Here is a 17368-nt window from a genome sequence, read left to right as displayed (position 1 = left end):
CGAGCCGGTTTTCGTCCGGAGCCTGGTCCACGCTTACCGCGAGTTCGGCGCCGTATATCTGCACTCGAAGCGCTTTCTCACCGTCCCGTTCTCGTCGACGCTTTCCAGATACACGTCGAATTGCCACAAGCGCGCCATGTGCTTGAGCACTTCGTCGCTGTCGTTCGCGAGATGACGATTATCGGTCATGAAGTGGCGCAGCGTCAGACTCCGGTCGCCACGCGTATTCACCGAATACACCTGAATGTTCGGCTCGCGATGATGAATGTCGTACTGTCGCGAGAGCGCCTGCCGCACATAGCGATAGCCGCTGCCGTCATGGATGGCGGACACCTCGAGCGCGTCGCGCATGTCGTCATCGAGAATCGAGAACAGGCGCATTTCCCGGATCAGATGCGGCGACAGGTACTGCGCAATGAAGCTCTCGTCCTTGAAATTGCGCATCGCGTAATGCAGGGACTCCAGCCAGTCGCTGCCCGCCAGATCCGGGAACCACTCGCGATCTTCTTCAGTCGGGCTTTCGCAGATGCGGCGAATGTCGCTCATCATCGAGAAGCCCAGCGCGTACGGATTGATGCCGCTGTAATACGGCTTCGTCACCGGCGGCTGATACACGACGTTCGAATGCGAGTGCAGGAACTCCATCATGAAGCCATCTTCCAGACGGCCTTCGTTGTAGAGCGTGTTGAGCAGCGTGTAGTGCCAGAACGTCGCCCAGCCTTCGTTCATGACCTGCGTCTGCCGCTGCGGATAGAAATACTGGCCGATCTTGCGCACGATGCGAATGACTTCGCGCTCCCACGGCTCCAGCAGCGGCGCGTTCTTTTCCGCGAAATACAGCAGATTTTCCTGCGGCTCCGGCGGATAACGGCTTTCGATTTCTTCCTGCGAATGCTCCTTTCCCTTCGGCAAGGTGCGCCACAACTCATTCACCTGCGACTGCAGATACGCCTCGCGCTCGCGGCGCATCGCGGCTTCTTTCGCGAGCGACAGCTTCTGCGGACGCTTGTAGCGATCCACGCCGTAATTCATCAGCGCATGGCACGAATCGAGCAGTTCCTCGACGCGATCCAGTCCGTATCGCTCCTCGCATTCCGCGATGTAATTCTTCGCGTACACGAGATAGTCGATGATCGCATGCGCGTCCGTCCAGAGCTTGAAGAGGTAATTGCCCTTGAAGAACGAGTTGTGCCCGTAAGCGGCGTGCGCGATCACGAGCGCCTGCATCGTCATGGTGTTCTCTTCCATGAGATACGCGATGCAGGGATTCGAATTGATGACGATTTCGTAGGCGAGACCCATCTGGCCGCGCCGATAACCTTTCTCCGTCGAGAGAAAGTGCTTGCCGAACGACCAGTGCCGGTAGTTCACCGGCATGCCGACGGAAGCATAAGCGTCCATCATCTGCTCGGAGCTGATGATTTCGAGTTGAATGGGATAGGTGTCGAGCCCGTAACGGTCGGCGACGCGCGAAATCTCGGCGTCGTACTCTTCGATCAGCTCGACGCTCCAGTCCGACGGGCACGGCAGCGGCCGCCGCTTCTCTGCAACATTCATTCTGACTTCCTCGTGCGCCTACTGCATTTTCGCGGACGCATTGCGTTGCCCGGCTTCAGGCCGCAGCGGAAGTAACACGATCGTCCGTGCCTTCCAGCTATTGCGCCCGCGTCTCGTTGTGCAAATGCCTCGTCGTCATGCGGCTGCCTGCTGCTTCTCGAACAGTTCGCGGAAAACCGGGTAGATATCCGCAGCCGAATCGACTTTCTTCATGGCCAGCTCGGGCGCGCCCATCGCAAGCTGAGCATACTCCAACCAGAGATTCTGCTCCTCCGGTGCAACTTGAATATAGGCAAAATACCGTACCTTCGGCAGGATGTCCTCCGCCAGCAGCTTGCGGCACTTCGGGGAATCGTCGGTCCAGTTATCGCCGTCCGATGCCTGCGCGCCGTAAATGTTCCATTCAGTCGGCGAGTAACGCTCGTCCATGATCTTCTTCATCAGTTCGAGCGCGCTCGACACCACCGTGCCGCCGCTTTCGGTCGAATGGAAGAAGGTGTCTTCGTCCACTTCCTCGGCGCGCGTGTGGTGACGGATGAACACGACTTCGATCTTCTCGTAGTTCCGCTGCAGGAACAGATACAGGAGGATGAAGAAGCGCTTCGACAGATCCTTGCGCTGCTCGTCCATCGAACCGGAGACGTCCATCAGACAGAACATCACCGCCTTGCTCGACGGCGTGGGCTGCTTCACGCGATTGATGTAGCGCAAGTCGAACGGATCGATGAACGGAATGCGTGTGATCCGGCCCTGCATGATGACGATATCCGCCTCGAGCCGCGCGATGTCTTCAGGGTCGCCGTTCTCCTCCTTCAACTGCTCGAGTTGCCGCTCCATCTCGCGCAACTGTGAGGCGAGCGGCCAGCCCAGCGCAATCCGGCGCCCGAGCGCGGAGCGCAACGATCTCACCACGTCGATGTTGTTCGGCGTGCCTTCCGCCGCCCAGCCCGCCCGCACGTTCTTCCAGGTCGGCACGGCGAGCAGTTGCGTCTTGACGAGGCGCGGCAGTTCGAGATCGTCGAAGAAGTACTGCATGAATTCTTCGCGCGAAAGCTCGAAGACGAAATCGTCCTGCCCTTCGCCCTCGTTGCTGGCGCTCTTGCCGCCGCCGCCCGCGCCGCCCGGCGGACGCGGAATCTTGTCGCCGCGTATGTAATCGGCATTGCCCGGATGGACGTACTCGCGCTTGCCGCCCGGCCCGTGACGGAACGAGGGCTCCGAAATGTCCTTCTTCGGGATGGTGATGCTCTGGGTGCTTTGGATATCCTTGATGCTGCGATCGCGCACCGCGTCGGAAACCGCGCGGCGAATGTAACTCTTGACGCGTCGCAGGAAGCGTTCGCGGTTCGCGATGCTCTTGTTCTTGCCGGCTAACCTGCGGTCGATGATTTGGTGCAGCACATCCAGTCTCCCGCGTTATTGGCGAGATGGCGAGGCGCTGCGTGAGCCAAGGTTCTGTCGCAGCGTCTCTGTCTCGCAAACTGTCCTCGTGCCGCCGGACGCAATCCGCACGCCCGCACGACCACGGACATCATAACTCCCGCGCTGCGCGGGACCGGAACGAAGCGCAACGAGTCGAAGCGCCGTTCCCGGTCATCGGATTCACGCCCGCAATCAGGCCGGGCGCGAACCCTTCACACATTACGTCACGACGACTTGCGCACGCGCAGATACCAGTCGCACAGGAGACGCACCTGCTTCGGCGTATAGCCCTTCGCGACCATGCGATTGACGAAGTCCTCGTGCTTGCGCTGCTCTTCGGCCGAGCCTTTCGCATTGAACGAAATCACCGGCAGAAGTTCTTCGGTGTTGGAGAACATCTTCTTCTCGATCACCACGCGCAGCTTCTCGTAGCTGATCCACGCCGGGTTCTTGCCGCCGTTGGCCGCACGAGCGCGCAACACGAAGTTCACTATCTCGTTGCGGAAGTCCTTCGGGTTGCTGATGCCCGCGGGCTTCTCGATCTTCTCCAGTTCGGCGTTCAGGGCCGCGCGGTCGAAGCTCTCGCCGGTGTCGTGATCGCGGAATTCCTGGTCCTGAATCCAGAAGTCCGCATACGTCACATAGCGGTCGAAGATGTTTTGTCCATACTCCGAATACGACTCCAGATAAGCAGTCTGAATTTCCTTGCCGATGAATTCGGCGTAGCGCGAGGCCAGAACGTCCTTGATGAACGAAAGATACTTCTGCTCCGTCTCCGGCGGGAACTGCTCGCGCTCGATCTGCTGTTCGAGCACATACATTAGATGCACCGGATTGGCTGCGACCTCGCTCGAATCGAAGTTGAAGACGCGCGACAGGATCTTGAACGCAAAGCGCGTGGAGACGCCGGTCATGCCTTCATCGACGCCCGCGTAATCGCGATACTCCTGATAGGACTTCGCCTTCGGGTCCGTGTCCTTCAGGTTCTCGCCGTCGTACACCTGCATCTTCGAGAACAGGCTCGAGTTCTCCGGTTCATGCAGACGTGTGAGCACGGCCATCTGCGCCATCATCTTGAGCGTGCCCGGTGCGCAGACCGCCTCGGCGAGGGACGAATTGCGCAGGAGCTTCTCGTAGATCTTGATCTCTTCGCCGTAACGCAGGCAGTACGGCACCTTCACAACGAAGATGCGGTCGAGCAGTGCTTCGTTGTTCTTGTTGTTGCGGAACGCCTTCCACTCAGACTCGTTCGAGTGCGCGAGGATGACGCCGTCGAACGGAATCGCACCGAAGCCTTCCGTGCCCTTGAAGTTGCCTTCCTGGGTGGCGGTCAACAACGGGTGCAGCACCTTGATCGGCGCCTTGAACATTTCGACGAATTCCAGCAAGCCCTGATTGGCGAGGCACAGGCCGCCGGAATAGCTGTACGCGTCCGCGTCGTCCTGCGAATAGGTTTCGAGCTTGCGGATATCCACCTTGCCGACGAGCGACGAGATGTCCTGGTTGTTCTCGTCGCCCGGCTCGGTCTTCGCGATGCCGATCTGACGCAGGATGGAAGGATAGCGGCGCACCACGCGGAACTTGCGGATGTCGCCGTTGTATTCGTGCAGGCGCTTCACAGCCCACGGCGAAAGAATGCTCTTCAGATAGCGGCGCGGAATGCCGTACTGCTCTTCCAGCACCGGACCGTCTTCGTCGTAATCGAAGAGACCGAGTGGCGATTCGTTGACGGGCGAGCCCTTGAGCGAATAGAACGGCACACGCTCCATGAGCTGCTTCAGTCGTTCGGCGATTGACGACTTCCCGCCGCCCACCGGACCCAGCAGATACAGGATCTGCTTCTTCTCTTCCAGACCCTGTGCCGCGTGCCGGAAGTACGACACGACATTCTCGATTACTTCTTCCATCCCGTAGAACTCACGGAATGCGGGATACACCTTGATGACCTTGTTTGCAAACACACGCGATAAACGCGGGTCGAGGCGAGTGTCGACCATCTCCGGTTCCCCGATGGCCGTCAACATGCGTTCGCCCGCTGTTGCATATGTGGCAGGATCATCCTTGCAGAGCGCGAGGTACTCTTCGAGCGAGAATTCCTCCTCGCGGGTTTTTTCGAAGCGGGTCGCGAAACTGCTGTAGATATCCATGCTACCTCCTCGCCGAAGTCAGAAAGCTATGCCGTGCGCAACGCGCGTAATCGAAACGACATCGCTTGAAATCATCCTAAACCCTTTCGAATTTTTTTTCACGCACTTGCTACGTGTAACCACATCGGGAGGAAGCTCTAGCTACACGAATTATTTTCGGTGACCTACAATCCTCTTCCCGATATCGGTATCGTGTTGCTCGATATCTTTCCTGCCTGTGCGCTTCCCCGCGCTCATCGCCACCAATCCACTGCTCCCTTCCGCCAACGCTGTGTCTCCGCGTCGGTTGCGTGCTCGCGCACTCAGAGTCGAGTCGTACATACATACATTCATGCAATGCAATGCATCGATGCGCGCATATCGAAATCAATAACCGTACCCGCTGCGCGGCGTTTCTCTTTTCGTCATGCAAGCACCAGTTCGAGTTCGCCGATGCGGTCGATTGCACCATGCAGCATCGCCGGCCCTTCGATGCGGTATGCGCCCGTGTAAGAGCCGGTCGTGATGGTCCAGAACGGCTCCACGGTCAGACCCATGCGCGAACAATGGTTAACGAGCCACGGCAGCAACTCGCGCGGGTCGCCCGCCGGATTGCCGAGCGCAGCCGGCGCGATCGACTCGCCATCCAGCGTGAATTCCAGGCGGGGCGCGAGAAAGTCGAAGCCGGGCGCGACCACGTCATAAGGCTCCATGCCCGAGACGACGAGCGCACCGTTGTTCTGCGAATCCGCGAGCTGGGCGAGCGGATCGAGATTGGGCCATTGCGCGAAACGGCTGTCGACCACTTCGAGCGCGACCGCGATACCGCCTATCGCATCGAACACTTCCTCGCGCGTGTAAGGTTCGATGCGCGCAGGTAGCGCATAGGCGAAGCGGAACGCGATTTCCAGCTCCACCAGTACGCGGAAGAAGCCATTGAAAGGAAGCCGCGCGGGCGATGCATACACGAGCGCGGCGTCGATGGGCGCGCCGGTGGCGAGCGCGTCCGGCGCGCGCGCTCCGATCTTCCAGGCGCCGATGCGCGCCTGCGACTCTTTAAGCATCTCGTGCTGAATGGCGTACGCGGTGGGCGCGTCGGCGGGAATGTCGCCATGTTCCAGCAGCTCGATCGGCTGATGCCGGCGGCGGGCCTCCGCGAGCTTCGCGGCGAGTGTCGATCCGGTCATGTCGGTATCCTCGTGTGGACTGTGCCTGCGAACACTCAGGCACGTGTCCATCAGTGTACGGGTTACCGGTTCGGCGTTGGTCGCGCGCGTGAAGTTTCGCGCGCGCGACCGCGCGTTCGCCGCGTCACCGCACCGCATGCAATGCTCAGAACGTCTCCCAGTCCCCGCCGGCGTCGGCCGTTGCAGTTTGTTTCGGTGCTGGCGCGGCTGGTGGCGCGGCGCGCCTGGCGGGTGTCGCGGCGACCGGTCTTTGCGCGACGCGCACGTTAACCGTTGCACGCGATGCAATGACGGGCGAACGTGCGGCCGCAGTCGCGGGCGCCTGCTCCTGCGCGCCGTCGCTGATCTGGAACACGGCCACCGCGTGCCGCAGGCGCGCAGCCTGATCTTCGAGCGATTGCGCGGCGGCTGCCGCCTCCTCGACCAGCGCGGCGTTCTGCTGCGTCACTTCGTCCATCTGAGTGACCGCGCGCGATACCTGCTCGATGCCGCTCGACTGCTCCTCCGATGCCGCCGCGATCTCGCCCATGATGTCGGTCACGCGCTGCACCGCGCCGATGATCTCGTTCATCGTCCGGCCGGCTTCGTCGACGAGCGTCGTACCGGTCTGCACGCGCGCCACCGACGTGTCGATCAGCTCCTTGATTTCCTTGGCCGCCGCCGACGAGCGTTGCGCGAGGCTGCGCACCTCGCCCGCGACGACCGCGAAGCCGCGCCCTTCCTCGCCGGCGCGCGCGGCTTCCACCGCCGCGTTGAGCGCGAGGATATTGGTCTGGAACGCAATGCCCTCGATGATCGAGATGATGTCCGCGATCTTCGACGAGCTGCCGTTGATCTCGCGCATCGTGTCGACGACCTGCGTGACGACCGCGCTTCCCTTGCCCGCGATCTCCGAGGCGTTCGCCGCGAGCGCGCTCGCCTGGCGGGCGTTGTCGGCGTTCTGTCGCACGGTGCCGGTCAGCTCTTCCATGCTCGATGCGGTTTCCTGCAGCGCGGAGGCCTGTTCCTCGGTGCGCGACGAAAGATCGGTGTTGCCCGCCGCGATCTGCTGCGTGGCCGAGGCGATCGATTCGGAGCCGGTGCGCACGGTGCGCACCGTCGCGAGCAGGCTGGCGCGCATTTTGGCAAGTCCCGCGAGCAGTTGACCCATTTCGTCGCGCGACGTGACCACGACTTCGCGACGCAGATCACCTGCCGCGATCGCCTCGAAATGGCCGAGCGCGTCTTCGAGCGGCCGCGCGATCGCGCGCCGCAGCGAGAACCACGCGAACGACGCCGCCAGAATGCCCAGCGCGATGGCGCCCATGCCGAGCCCGCGCAGCCATTCGAAGCTGCTCTGCGTCGCGTCGTAGCTCTGTTTCGATGCTTCCGTGAGGTACTTGCGCAGCGCGTCGTTCGCTTGCGCCAGCTCGTTGTAGGTGACCTGCATCGCCTTCGCGTTCTCGATGATGCCGTCATGATCGTTGGCGAGGATCGACGCGATGCCGCGATCGACGATGCCCTGCAGCGCGAGGCGCTTCTCCTGCGCCGCCTGCGCGAGACGCCTTTCCTCGGGCGCCTGCGCGAGCGCCATGTATTCCTTCCAGTAGCCGTCGGCGCGCTCGCGCATCATTCGCGAGCGCTCGACGGTGGCCGCCACTTCGGCGGTGCCGGCCAGCAGCGCGGCGCGGTCGAACACGAGACGCTCGCGCGCCGCGTACATCTCCGCGTTGCCGACCGCGATCGCCGCCGGCATCTGCACGGAATACGTGTTGAGGAACGCACCGTTCGAGTGACTCATGCCAGCCAGCCCCAGCGCGCCGATCGCGATGAGCAGCGCACCCAGAAACGCCATCGAGATTCCCAGGCGCGCCTTGATCGTCAAAGCCTTGTTCATTGAGTTGTCCCTGATGCCGCTTGAGCGCGGCTCTTCCGGCCGATCGAGCCAGCTGACGATCGCGCGGCCGATCCGCGTCGCCCTTTTCCATCGTCTCGGGACGCGCGACAGCGCGCACCCGTTATCGACGTAAACGGCGCGAAAGAGACAGGACTTGAGGAATCCGTTTCGTCTGAAGAGAAAACGGCGCATCAAGCGCGCCGTTTTTCAGCGAACATTGCAGACTTATGCGGAAATTTCGCTGCGGTGCGGAATGGATGGCTGCGCCCCTTCACGCGTCACGGCGATCGCCGCCGCGCGCTGGCCGAACGTGATTGCCTCGGTGACGGCGCTGCCGCGCGCGAGCTCCGCCGCGAAGCCGCCGACGAAGGTGTCCCCGGCCGCGGTCGTATCGACGGCTTCGACATTCGGCGACGGAAAGTGCACGCCGGCCTCGTCCGCGCCGTCCAGCAGCGCGAGCACGCCCTGCGAGCCGAGCGTCACGATCACGTTGCGTGCGCCTTTCGCCTTGAGTGTCTGCGCGGCGCGGCGCGCGTCGTCGGGCGTCTCGATCATCACGCCCGAGAGCGTCGCGGCTTCGAGCTCGTTCGGAATCAGATAGTCGATCAGCGGGAACCAGTCCGGCGGCAGCTTGCGCGCAGCCGGCGCGGGATTGAGGATGGTCGTGCGCTTGAGAACCCGCCCAGCGGCGAGCGCCGAGCGCACGGTGTCGAGCGGCGTTTCGAGCTGGCAGACGATCACGTCCGCCTGCGCGAGCAGCGCCTCGTGCGCCGCGATGTTCGCGGGCGTCACTTGCGCGTTGCTGCCGGCGACAATCACGATCGCGTTCTGACTGGCGTCGTCGACAACGATCAGCGCCACGCCCGTCGGCGCGCTGGCGCTGGTAGCGAGCGCCGTGCAGTCGATGCCTTCCGCCTCGAGACTGCCTCTGAGCGTCGCGCCGTTCGAATCGTCGCCGACGCAGCCGATCATCGCAACGTTCGCGCCCAGACGCGCCGCCGCGACCGCCTGATTGCCGCCCTTGCCGCCCGGGACCTGCGCGAAGGCGTGGCCGGCGAGCGTCTCGCCCGGCCGCGGCAGGCGCGGCGCGCGCGCGACAAGGTCCATGTTGAGGCTGCCGATCACGGTCACGCGGCCGATCCTGGCGCCGTTGGCCGCGTCAGCTTTGGCGCTATTGCCCATCTCGTTCGTTCCCTTCCAAAAACCGCTTTCGTCCTTTACGCCTGCGCGGCTTCGTCCGCGCCCAGGCGCGCCTCGGGCGCCACCGCCGTCGATTCGCGACGCACCAGACGCGGCGCCACCACGCGGCGGCGCGTCGTGCCTTCCAGCTTACCGGTAATGCGGTCGATCAGCGTCTGCGCGGCCATTTCGCCCAGCGCGCGCACCGACTGCCCGACCGTCGACAGCGCCGGATACGTGTAGCGCGACAGCTCGACATCGTCGAAGCCGATGATCGAGCAATCCTCGGGCACGCGGATATGGCGCTCGGCCGCCGCACGCAGCGCGCCGATGCCCATCATGTCGTTGCACGCGAAGATCGCCGTCGGCCGCATGGTGTCGAGCAATTGCGAGGCCGCGGCGTAACCGCCCGTCGCGGAAAAGTCGCTCTGCACGATCGCGTTCGGCGCGATCTCGATGCCGCGCTCGGCCATCGCGCGGATGAAGCCGTGCAGGCGCATGGCGGAGACGGCGGTCGCCACCGGCCCGGTGATGCAGCCGATCTGCGCATGCCCGAGCTGCAGCAGATGCCGGGTGGCGAGATAGGCACCCTTTTCGTGGTCGATCTGCACGAGATCGGATTGCAGCCCCTCGATATTGCGGTCGACGATCACGAGCGGCTCGCGCGCGCCGGCGAGGCACTGCGCGAGCACCGAATCCTCACCCGCCGATGCGATCACCAGCCCGTCGATGCGCTTCTCCTGCAACACGCGCAGATAGTTGCGCTGCTTGGCGGGATCGTCGTCGGAGTTGCAGAAGAACACGCAATAGCCGTTCTTCGCGCAGCCGTCTTCGACACCGCGCGCGAGCTCGGCGAAATACGGATTCGTCGCGTTCGGCACGAGCAGGCCGATCGTCGCGGTGGAGCGCGCCTTCAGCGAGCGCGCCACCGCCGACGGCACATAGTCGAGTTCGCGGATCGCCCGCTCGACTTTCGCCCGCACGTCGGCCGACACCGGCCGTGAATTGTTCACTACATGGGATACCGTCGTGAACGACACCCCGGCAATGGCTGCCACGTCTTTGATCGTCGCCATACATCGTCCTTCGCTTTGCTTAGGTCTTACTGCTCTTATTGGTCGTAAGGCATGCGGCGCGACCTGCATGACTGCGCCTTGCTGCTTTCCCCGCGCCCTGCTTGCTTCCTTGCTGTCGCGCCGGTCGGGCGTGCGCTTTCACTCGCGCGCACGTTTGCTCCCGCCGGTGCTCTTCACCACCGTCGCCGGCCGCCACTCCACCCCGTGCGGAGCCAGGCCAGCGCCGTCCCTCGATCAAACCCGCTTTCTCCTGCTTCGGTAAGTATCCAGCACCACCGCCACCACGATCACCGCACCCGTAATGATGCGCTTGGTGGGCTCGTTCGCACCGATCTGGGCCAGCCCCGCGGCCAGCACGGAAATGATCAACACGCCGAAAAACGTGCTGATGACCGAACCTCGCCCGCCCATCAGACTCGTGCCGCCGATCACCACCGCCGCGATCACCTGCAGTTCCGCGCCGGCGCCCGCGTTCGGATCGGCGGCTTCCAGACGCGAGATCTGGAACAGCGCGGCGAGTCCGGACAAGGCGCCCATCAGCGCGAAAACGATTACCTTGTACGGCCGCGGATTGACCCCGGCGAGCCGCACCGCTTCCTCGTTCGTGCCGATACCTACGAGATATCGGCCAAAAACCGTTCGGGTCAAGACCAGATGCGCAATTATCATCACCACGACCGCGATCAGGAACGCGGGCGAGATGCCGAAGGCGATCGGATTCGACAGGAAATCGAACGCGTCGCCGATATACGCGGTGCGCGAATTGGTCATCTGATACGCAAGCCCGCGCGCCGCTTCCAGCACGCCCAGCGACACGATGAACGACGGAATGCGCCACGCCACCGTCACGAGTCCGGTCACCGTGCCCGTGAGCGCGGCGGCCGCGAGCCCGATCAGCGCGGCCGGAAACGCCGGCCAGTGCCACTTGAGCGCGGCCACGCTCACCACCGAAGCGCCCAGCGCCAGCACCGAGCCCACCGACAGATCGATCCCCGCGATGATCAGCACGAAGGTCATGCCGACCGACATCACGACGAGATCCGGAATCTGGTTCGCGATCGTGCTGAACGTGTCGTACGTCAGGAAATGCGAACTCAGCACGGAAAACAGCGCGATCATCGCGGCGAGCGCGCCCGCCAGACCCAGGTAATTCGAAATGCCCAGACGCGTGCCGACGCCTTTCGTGCTCTTCGGCGCATCGGCGGGCAGATTGGCTTCGCTCATTCAATGCTCCACGTTGTCTTCGGGCGCCTCGGTGTCAGGCGCTTTCGCGTCCGGCGCGATCGGCTCGTGCATGATTGCCTCGCGTTTCGCGTATCCCGAGAACGCCGCCGCGAGCAGCGCGTCCTGCGTCCAGTTCGCGCGCTCGAACACGCCCGTCATGCGCCCCGCCGACATCACGCCGATGCGGTCGCAGATCAGCATCAGCTCGCGCAGATCGCTCGACACGACGACCAGCGCGCGCCCCTCGCGAGCGAGTGCGCCCATCAGCCCGTAGATGTCGAACTTCGCGCCGACGTCGATGCCGCGCGTCGGCTCGTCGAACAGCAGCACGGAGCAGTCGCGCGCGAGCCAGCGCCCGATCACGACCTTCTGCTGATTGCCGCCCGATAGTTCCGATACGGCCTGCGCCGGCCCCGACGTGCGGATGCGCATCGCCTCGATCTGACGTTGCGCGAGCGCCGCTTCCCGGCGCGTGTCGACCACGCCGTGACGCGCGACCGCCCCCAGGTTGCCGAGTGAAACGTTCGCGGCGATCGGCAGACTGAGCAACAGGCCTTCGCCCTTGCGGTCCTCCGTGATCAGCGCGATGCCTTCTTCCACCGCGTCGGTCGGCGACTGCACCTTCACCTGGCGCAGCGCTCCGCCGTGGCGCGCGACGCAAACCGTGCCCGCATCGGCGCGATCCGCGCCGTAGATGAGCCGCATGAGCTCGGTGCGGCCCGCGCCGATCAGTCCGCTCACGCCGAAGATCTCGCCCGCGCGCACTTCGAACGACACATCGCGCACCACGGTCCCGCGCGTCATGCCCTCCACCTTCAGCGCGACGCCGCCGATGCGCCGCTCGCCCAGATCGATGCGCTCGCCGATCTCGCGCCCCACCATCAGCGTGACGAGACGCTCGCTCGTCAGTTCATTCATCGGACCGATATGCACGAGACGCCCGTCGCGCAGCACGGCCGCGCGCTCCGCGATGCGCCGCAATTCCTCGAGCCGGTGCGAGATGTACACCAGCGCGACGCCGCGCGCCTTGAGCCGCTCGACCTGCTCGAACAGCAGGTCGACTTCGCGGGCGGTGAGCATCGCGGTCGGCTCGTCGAGGATCAGCACGCGGCAATCGCCGATCAGATTGCGCGCGATTTCCACCATCTGCTGATGCCCGATGCCGAGACTGCCGACGAGCGTCTCCGGGTCGATCGCGTCGAGCCCGACCTGCGCCATCGCGTGGCGCGCGTCCTGCGCGAGCCGCTTGCGGTCGATCCAGCCGAGCGTGCGTCGCGGCAGCCGGTTCAGAAACAGATTCTCCGCCACCGACAAGGTCGGCAGCAGATTGAGCTCCTGCATGACCATGCGCACGCCCAGCCCCTCGGCGTCCGAGCGCGTTTTCGGGGCGTACGGCTGGCCCGCGAGCGTCATCGAGCCGGTGGTCGGATCGGTGAGTCCGCCGATGATCTTCGACAGCGTGCTCTTGCCCGCGCCGTTTTCGCCGGTCAGCGCGAGCACCTCGCCCGCAACGAGGTCCAGCGACACGTCCGCCAGCACCGGCTCGACATAAGTCTTGCCGATGCCCGTCACCGTCAGCACGTTCGCATCGTTCGATCCGGTCATGGGGCGCTTCAAGGCTTCGCTGTACATCCTCGCGGGTGGTCCGGCGGGACATCGGAAAATACGCGCTTTCCGATGCTCGCGGAAGCTGTTCCGAAGGCGGCGCAATGTCCGCGCCGTCTGCCTTCCGCGCTCGTACGCATCTTATCGGCACGCGCGCCGGGAACTTGAGGGTCGATTTTTCAGGCGATATTGACCAGAGCGACGTCCGCAAACGCCGCCCCGGATGGCACTTACTTCGTCACGAGATCGACCGGCGTTTCGACGACCTGCGACAGCTCGGACTGCTTCTTGTGGCCGGAAATGGCCTTCAGCGCCACGTCGATGCCGAACACCGCCTGCTTCGCCGCGTATTGATCCGCGGTCGCGAGCACGCGGCCGTCCTTGAGCATCGGCTTGATCGCGCCGATGTTGTCGAAGCCGACGATCAGCACCTTGCCCGCCTTGCCCGCCGCGCGCACTGCCGAGACCGCGCCGATCGCCATGTTGTCGTTGTCGCAGAGCAGCGCCTTCACGTTCGGATTCGCGTTCAGGATCTGCGAGGCGACGGCGTTGCCCTTGTCGATTTCCCATTCGCCCGATTGCAGCGCCACGACCTTCATGCCGGCCGCGTCCATCGCTTCCTTGAAGCCCGCGCTGCGCGCCTGCGAATTCGTCGTGGTCGTCACGCCCTCGATGATCGCGACTTCATCGCCCTTCTTCAGATGCGGGGCGAGATAGTCGCCCACCTTGCGCGCGCCCTTCTTGTTGTCGGGGCCGACGAACGGCACGTTGAGGTCTTTCGACTTGAGCACGTCGGGATCGAGCCGGTTGTCAATGTTCACGACGATGATGCCCGCATCCGCCGCCTTCTTGAGCACCGGCACGAGCGCCTTCGAATCGGCCGGCGCGATCACGAGCGCGTCGACCTTCGAGACGATCATCTGCTCGACGATGCGGATCTGCGCGGCCGTGTCGGTCTCGTCCTTGATGCCGTTGGTGATCAGGTCGAACTGGTTCTTGTTGTGCGCCTGATAGTCCTTCGCGCCGGTTTCCATCGTCAGGAAGAACTCGTTGGCGAGCGACTTCATGACGAGCGCGACCTTGGGCTTGCCCGCGGCCTGCGCGAATGCGGATGTCGAGGCGAACGGCAAAGCGGTGCAGGCGGCAAGCGCGACGGCGGCCGAAAGGACGCGCCGGCGGATGGTTCGGTTCATGCGGATCTCCAGTGCCTTGTTTTGGTTTGTCTGGTGGTGCGAGATGCAGCGAACGCGAGCGTGGCGTCTTGATCCGCGCCGGGCGAACCGACCAAACGATCTCGGGCGCCCTGTCGCGCCCATCCTGGCGCGGTTTCAACGTTTGCTCGCCGTCGATTCTCGTTGGTGAGGGGGATGAGGTCAATCGGGCTAACGTGTAGAGCATGTGCAAAAACGCCGTCGAGCGGAGCATCGACGGCGTGATTCGCCTGGAGACGGCAGCACGAGGCTGCCGGCAGGACGGCTTCAGAGATCTTCGACCGAGTGCCCTTCCACCTTGTTGTCGATGATCTGGCGTGCGTAATCGATGCCCGCGCGCGTCGCGTCGATCGGACTCTCGAACGGCTCCTGTTCGGGCACGCCGAACATGATCGAGCGCCCGTTCTCGCCATGCGCGCTCTTCGCGATCGTCACGACGATGTCGAAATGGCGCGGGCCGTCTTCGGGCTCGTCGCGATCCTTCGCGCGCCGCAGCGCCTGAACATTGATTTCGTAGCCCTTGTAATGGTCGGACAGCGGCGTGGACATGAACGATCTCCTATGCGTCGAAAGTGCATCGCACGATCATACGTCGGTGCAGGCGTCACGGCGGGACACACGGGCTTACGAAAAAGCGCGTGAGTCACGGTCATGAAAGCGTCGTGCAAGCAGCGTTCCCGCGTGGCTGGGGGCCGCGCCTCCCGATTTAACCTGATCCTGCACACCGTTCAGATTCGGTTTGCCATAATGCCCGGGCGGCAATCCGCTAGAGAAACGCGCCGTCGAAGAACAACCGTCATTCAAATCAGGGAGCGTCACATGACAATTCGAGCCACCGCCCTCGCCGCATTTTGCGCCGCGCTGAGTCTCACGCTCGGCTCGCACGCGGCATTCGCTGCGAACAGCCAGCAAAGCAAGATGACCGACTGTAACAAGCAGGCGGGCGACAAGAAAGGCGACGACCGCAAGGCTTTCATGAAGAGCTGTCTGTCCGCCGCGTCCGCTCCCGCCGCCGCTTCCGCGCCGATGACGCAGCAGCAGAAGATGACCGCGTGCAACAGCCAGGCAGGCGACAAGAAAGGCGACGATCGCAAAGCCTTCATGAAAAGCTGCCTCAGCAACAAGGGCTGAGCGCCGGACGACCTTCCGCACACGCGCCGCGCTTCGTGCGCGGCACCTTGTCTTATTTACGCGGCCTACAGGCCGTTATTGCACTGCACCCAAGCTGGTGATTCGCACCGTCGTCTTTTTCTCATAAGATGGCGCGAAGGCGGCCCCTCGACAATACAAGCACCAGCCATCGGCCGCCGCCGCATCGAGCGAAGCAAACCGCTTCGCATGGAGGCATCGGATGGCATGGAGACACAAGAACCGCTGGTTCCGGCGCTGGCTCGTGATCATCACGTTCTGGTTCGTGCCGGTGCTGATCGTCGCGGTCAACGAAGTGCGCGAGGAGATGGCGTACAACAACGTCGATCTTCAGAAGGCGCTTTCCACCTGGGAGCTCACCGATGCGCAACGCGCGGCCGGCGCGGCTACCCGCTGTCACGGCGGACCCGACGAGGCGCGCGCCGCCGGCTGCCCCGCCGATGTACTCTCGGCCAACGCGGCCAGGCACCAGGAAGCGCTCGACGAATACGCGCATCGCAAGGCGACGCTCGCGGATTATTTGTGGCACGCCTTCGTTGGCTACTGGATCGTACCGGCGGCTTTTCTGCTGGTCGTCGGCATGTTGATCGGAGGAATCAGGCGCGCATTGCGCCGGCCGCCGCACGCCACCGCGCAACCTCGGCCGAAGTAAAAACGACGACTCATTCCTGAGGCCCGGGCCGGGTACGGTCGTTGCTACTTCCTGTTTCGGCTTACCAGTCAAGCGGGGGCCGTGTGGCGCGAAATTTGTGCTTGCCGACAGACGGACCTCGGGCGAAAACTCCGTTTCTGCTTCGATTTGGTCGAGCCTTCGTCTAACCTAGAATCTGGACGGAGCGTCTGAAGAAAGTTTCATGTAATTTTGCCGTTCGCGGTATCGGTTATGGGGCCGGATTCAGAGTAAGCTAGCGGGCAATCTTGCCGCATCGGGATACGGTCTGGACAGAATGTCCAAGCGCGACCGAGTCTTCGAGCGCGCAGGGTCGAGGCTCCGTTTTCTTGTTGCTGTGCTATAACTTGGCGTGCCACACCCTCCGCTCTATGGGGTTTCCCAAATTCCACGATGGAGAACAATGATGCAAAGACGAAACTTCATGCTCAAGTCGACCGCCGTTCTCGCGCTGGGCGGCCTCGCGCTTGCCGGCTGCACGGCCAATCGGAACGCCGGCGCTGAAGCGCAGGCGGGCGCGGCCGACGACCGTCGCGCCATCGACGCCGACGTCGACAGCACCATCCAGCGCCTGTATGCCACGGTGGGCGGCTCGCGCGAGCTGGTCGCAAAGGCGCGTGGCGTGCTGGTGTTCCCCTCGGTGATCCAGGCAGGCTTCATCGTCGGCGCTCAGTATGGCAAGGGCGCGCTGCGAGTGGGCGGCAGTTCCGTCGGCTACTACAGCACGACTTCGGGCTCGTTCGGTCTGCAGGCGGGCGCGCAGTCGAAAGCGCTGATCTTCCTGTTCATGACGCAGGATGCGCTCGACAAATTCCGCAATTCGGACGGCTGGTCGGCTGGCGCGGATGCATCGGTTGCGCTCGTCAAGATGGGTGCGAACGGCGTCATCGACACGACCACCGCAACCAAACCGGTCGAGGCCATCGTGCTGACCAACGCGGGCCTCATGGCGGATGTCTCGCTGCAGGGCACCAAGGTGTCGCGCATCAAGGACTAAAGCGCTCTCCTGCTCTCACGGCAACGCAAAACCGCCGTGTGACGCGACCTTCGGGTCGCGCCACACGGCGGTTTTTTTATCGCGTTTCA

General features: G+C 63.5%; 14 protein-coding genes. 3 read left to right on the top strand and 11 right to left on the bottom strand.

The annotated features are described in order from the left end of the window. Positions 1–33 precede the first annotated feature (33 nt). The 11 genes from AWB79_RS23995 to AWB79_RS23945 form a co-directional block, all read right to left on the bottom strand. The gene (locus AWB79_RS23995; protein WP_061169922.1) at positions 34–1557 is read right to left on the bottom strand and encodes a SpoVR family protein; all 1524 of its coding nucleotides are present in this window, start codon (positions 1555–1557) and stop codon (positions 34–36) included. Between the two features lie 135 nt (positions 1558–1692). Continuing rightward, the gene (locus tag AWB79_RS23990) at positions 1693–2958 is read right to left on the bottom strand and encodes a YeaH/YhbH family protein (protein ID WP_008349643.1); all 1266 of its coding nucleotides are present in this window, start codon (positions 2956–2958) and stop codon (positions 1693–1695) included. Positions 2959–3203: 245 nt separating this feature from the next. Beyond that, positions 3204–5126: a PrkA family serine protein kinase gene (locus AWB79_RS23985; protein WP_061169921.1), complete on the bottom strand. Its 1923-nt coding sequence runs from the start codon at positions 5124–5126 to the stop codon at positions 3204–3206. 404 nt (positions 5127–5530) lie between these two features. Then, positions 5531–6292 (bottom strand): 2-keto-4-pentenoate hydratase, encoded by a 762-nt coding sequence (locus AWB79_RS23980; RefSeq protein ID WP_061169920.1) that lies wholly within the window; start codon positions 6290–6292, stop codon positions 5531–5533. A gap of 145 nt (positions 6293–6437) precedes the next feature. Continuing rightward, positions 6438–8168 (bottom strand): methyl-accepting chemotaxis protein, encoded by a 1731-nt coding sequence (locus AWB79_RS23975; RefSeq protein WP_061169970.1) that lies wholly within the window; start codon positions 8166–8168, stop codon positions 6438–6440. A 225-nt stretch (positions 8169–8393) separates the two neighbouring features. After that, the gene (gene rbsK / locus AWB79_RS23970) at positions 8394–9350 is read right to left on the bottom strand and encodes a ribokinase (RefSeq protein ID WP_061169919.1); all 957 of its coding nucleotides are present in this window, start codon (positions 9348–9350) and stop codon (positions 8394–8396) included. Positions 9351–9385: 35 nt separating this feature from the next. Beyond that, positions 9386–10423 (bottom strand): LacI family DNA-binding transcriptional regulator, encoded by a 1038-nt coding sequence (locus tag AWB79_RS23965; protein WP_061169918.1) that lies wholly within the window; start codon positions 10421–10423, stop codon positions 9386–9388. Between the two features lie 234 nt (positions 10424–10657). Further along, the gene (locus tag AWB79_RS23960) at positions 10658–11647 is read right to left on the bottom strand and encodes an ABC transporter permease (protein WP_061169917.1); all 990 of its coding nucleotides are present in this window, start codon (positions 11645–11647) and stop codon (positions 10658–10660) included. Continuing rightward, positions 11648–13252: a sugar ABC transporter ATP-binding protein gene (locus AWB79_RS23955; protein ID WP_061169969.1), complete on the bottom strand. Its 1605-nt coding sequence runs from the start codon at positions 13250–13252 to the stop codon at positions 11648–11650. A gap of 230 nt (positions 13253–13482) precedes the next feature. Then, positions 13483–14445: a sugar ABC transporter substrate-binding protein gene (locus AWB79_RS23950; protein ID WP_061169916.1), complete on the bottom strand. Its 963-nt coding sequence runs from the start codon at positions 14443–14445 to the stop codon at positions 13483–13485. A 285-nt stretch (positions 14446–14730) separates the two neighbouring features. Then, entirely contained in the window at positions 14731–15012 is a 282-nt protein-coding gene (locus AWB79_RS23945; RefSeq protein ID WP_061169915.1) for a hypothetical protein, read from the bottom strand. 270 nt (positions 15013–15282) lie between these two features. On the opposite strand from AWB79_RS23945, the gene AWB79_RS23940 reads away from it, so the two are divergent. From AWB79_RS23940 to AWB79_RS23930, 3 genes are all read left to right on the top strand, one after another. Then, the gene (locus tag AWB79_RS23940; protein ID WP_061169914.1) at positions 15283–15594 is read left to right on the top strand and encodes a PsiF family protein; all 312 of its coding nucleotides are present in this window, start codon (positions 15283–15285) and stop codon (positions 15592–15594) included. A gap of 220 nt (positions 15595–15814) precedes the next feature. Then, positions 15815–16264, top strand: a complete 450-nt coding sequence (locus AWB79_RS23935) for a hypothetical protein (protein ID WP_061169913.1) — start codon at positions 15815–15817, stop codon at positions 16262–16264. A 424-nt stretch (positions 16265–16688) separates the two neighbouring features. Next, on the top strand, positions 16689–17279 hold the full coding sequence (locus AWB79_RS23930) for a BPSL1445 family SYLF domain-containing lipoprotein (RefSeq protein ID WP_061169968.1): 591 nt from the start codon (positions 16689–16691) through the stop codon (positions 17277–17279). Positions 17280–17368 lie beyond the last annotated feature (89 nt).

Source organism: Caballeronia hypogeia, assembly GCF_001544875.2.
Classification (GTDB): domain Bacteria; phylum Pseudomonadota; class Gammaproteobacteria; order Burkholderiales; family Burkholderiaceae; genus Caballeronia; species Caballeronia hypogeia.
Note: the sequence above shows the minus strand (reverse complement) of the source record. Positions and strands in the feature narration are given on the sequence as shown.

Coding starts and splice junctions, on each gene's coding strand:
- AWB79_RS23950 (WP_061169916.1), bottom strand. CDS start 14,445: ATGAACCGAACCATCCGCCGGCGCGTCCTTTCGGCCGCCGTCGCGCTT.
- AWB79_RS23965 (WP_061169918.1), bottom strand. CDS start 10,423: ATGGCGACGATCAAAGACGTGGCAGCCATTGCCGGGGTGTCGTTCACG.
- AWB79_RS23930 (WP_061169968.1), top strand. CDS start 16,689: ATGCAAAGACGAAACTTCATGCTCAAGTCGACCGCCGTTCTCGCGCTG.
- AWB79_RS23980 (WP_061169920.1), bottom strand. CDS start 6,292: ATGACCGGATCGACACTCGCCGCGAAGCTCGCGGAGGCCCGCCGCCGG.
- AWB79_RS23955 (WP_061169969.1), bottom strand. CDS start 13,252: ATGACCGGATCGAACGATGCGAACGTGCTGACGGTGACGGGCATCGGC.
- AWB79_RS23940 (WP_061169914.1), top strand. CDS start 15,283: ATGACAATTCGAGCCACCGCCCTCGCCGCATTTTGCGCCGCGCTGAGT.
- AWB79_RS23995 (WP_061169922.1), bottom strand. CDS start 1,557: ATGAATGTTGCAGAGAAGCGGCGGCCGCTGCCGTGCCCGTCGGACTGG.
- AWB79_RS23960 (WP_061169917.1), bottom strand. CDS start 11,647: ATGAGCGAAGCCAATCTGCCCGCCGATGCGCCGAAGAGCACGAAAGGC.
- AWB79_RS23945 (WP_061169915.1), bottom strand. CDS start 15,012: ATGTCCACGCCGCTGTCCGACCATTACAAGGGCTACGAAATCAATGTT.
- AWB79_RS23975 (WP_061169970.1), bottom strand. CDS start 8,168: ATGAACAAGGCTTTGACGATCAAGGCGCGCCTGGGAATCTCGATGGCG.
- AWB79_RS23935 (WP_061169913.1), top strand. CDS start 15,815: ATGGCATGGAGACACAAGAACCGCTGGTTCCGGCGCTGGCTCGTGATC.
- AWB79_RS23985 (WP_061169921.1), bottom strand. CDS start 5,126: ATGGATATCTACAGCAGTTTCGCGACCCGCTTCGAAAAAACCCGCGAG.
- rbsK (WP_061169919.1), bottom strand. CDS start 9,350: ATGGGCAATAGCGCCAAAGCTGACGCGGCCAACGGCGCCAGGATCGGC.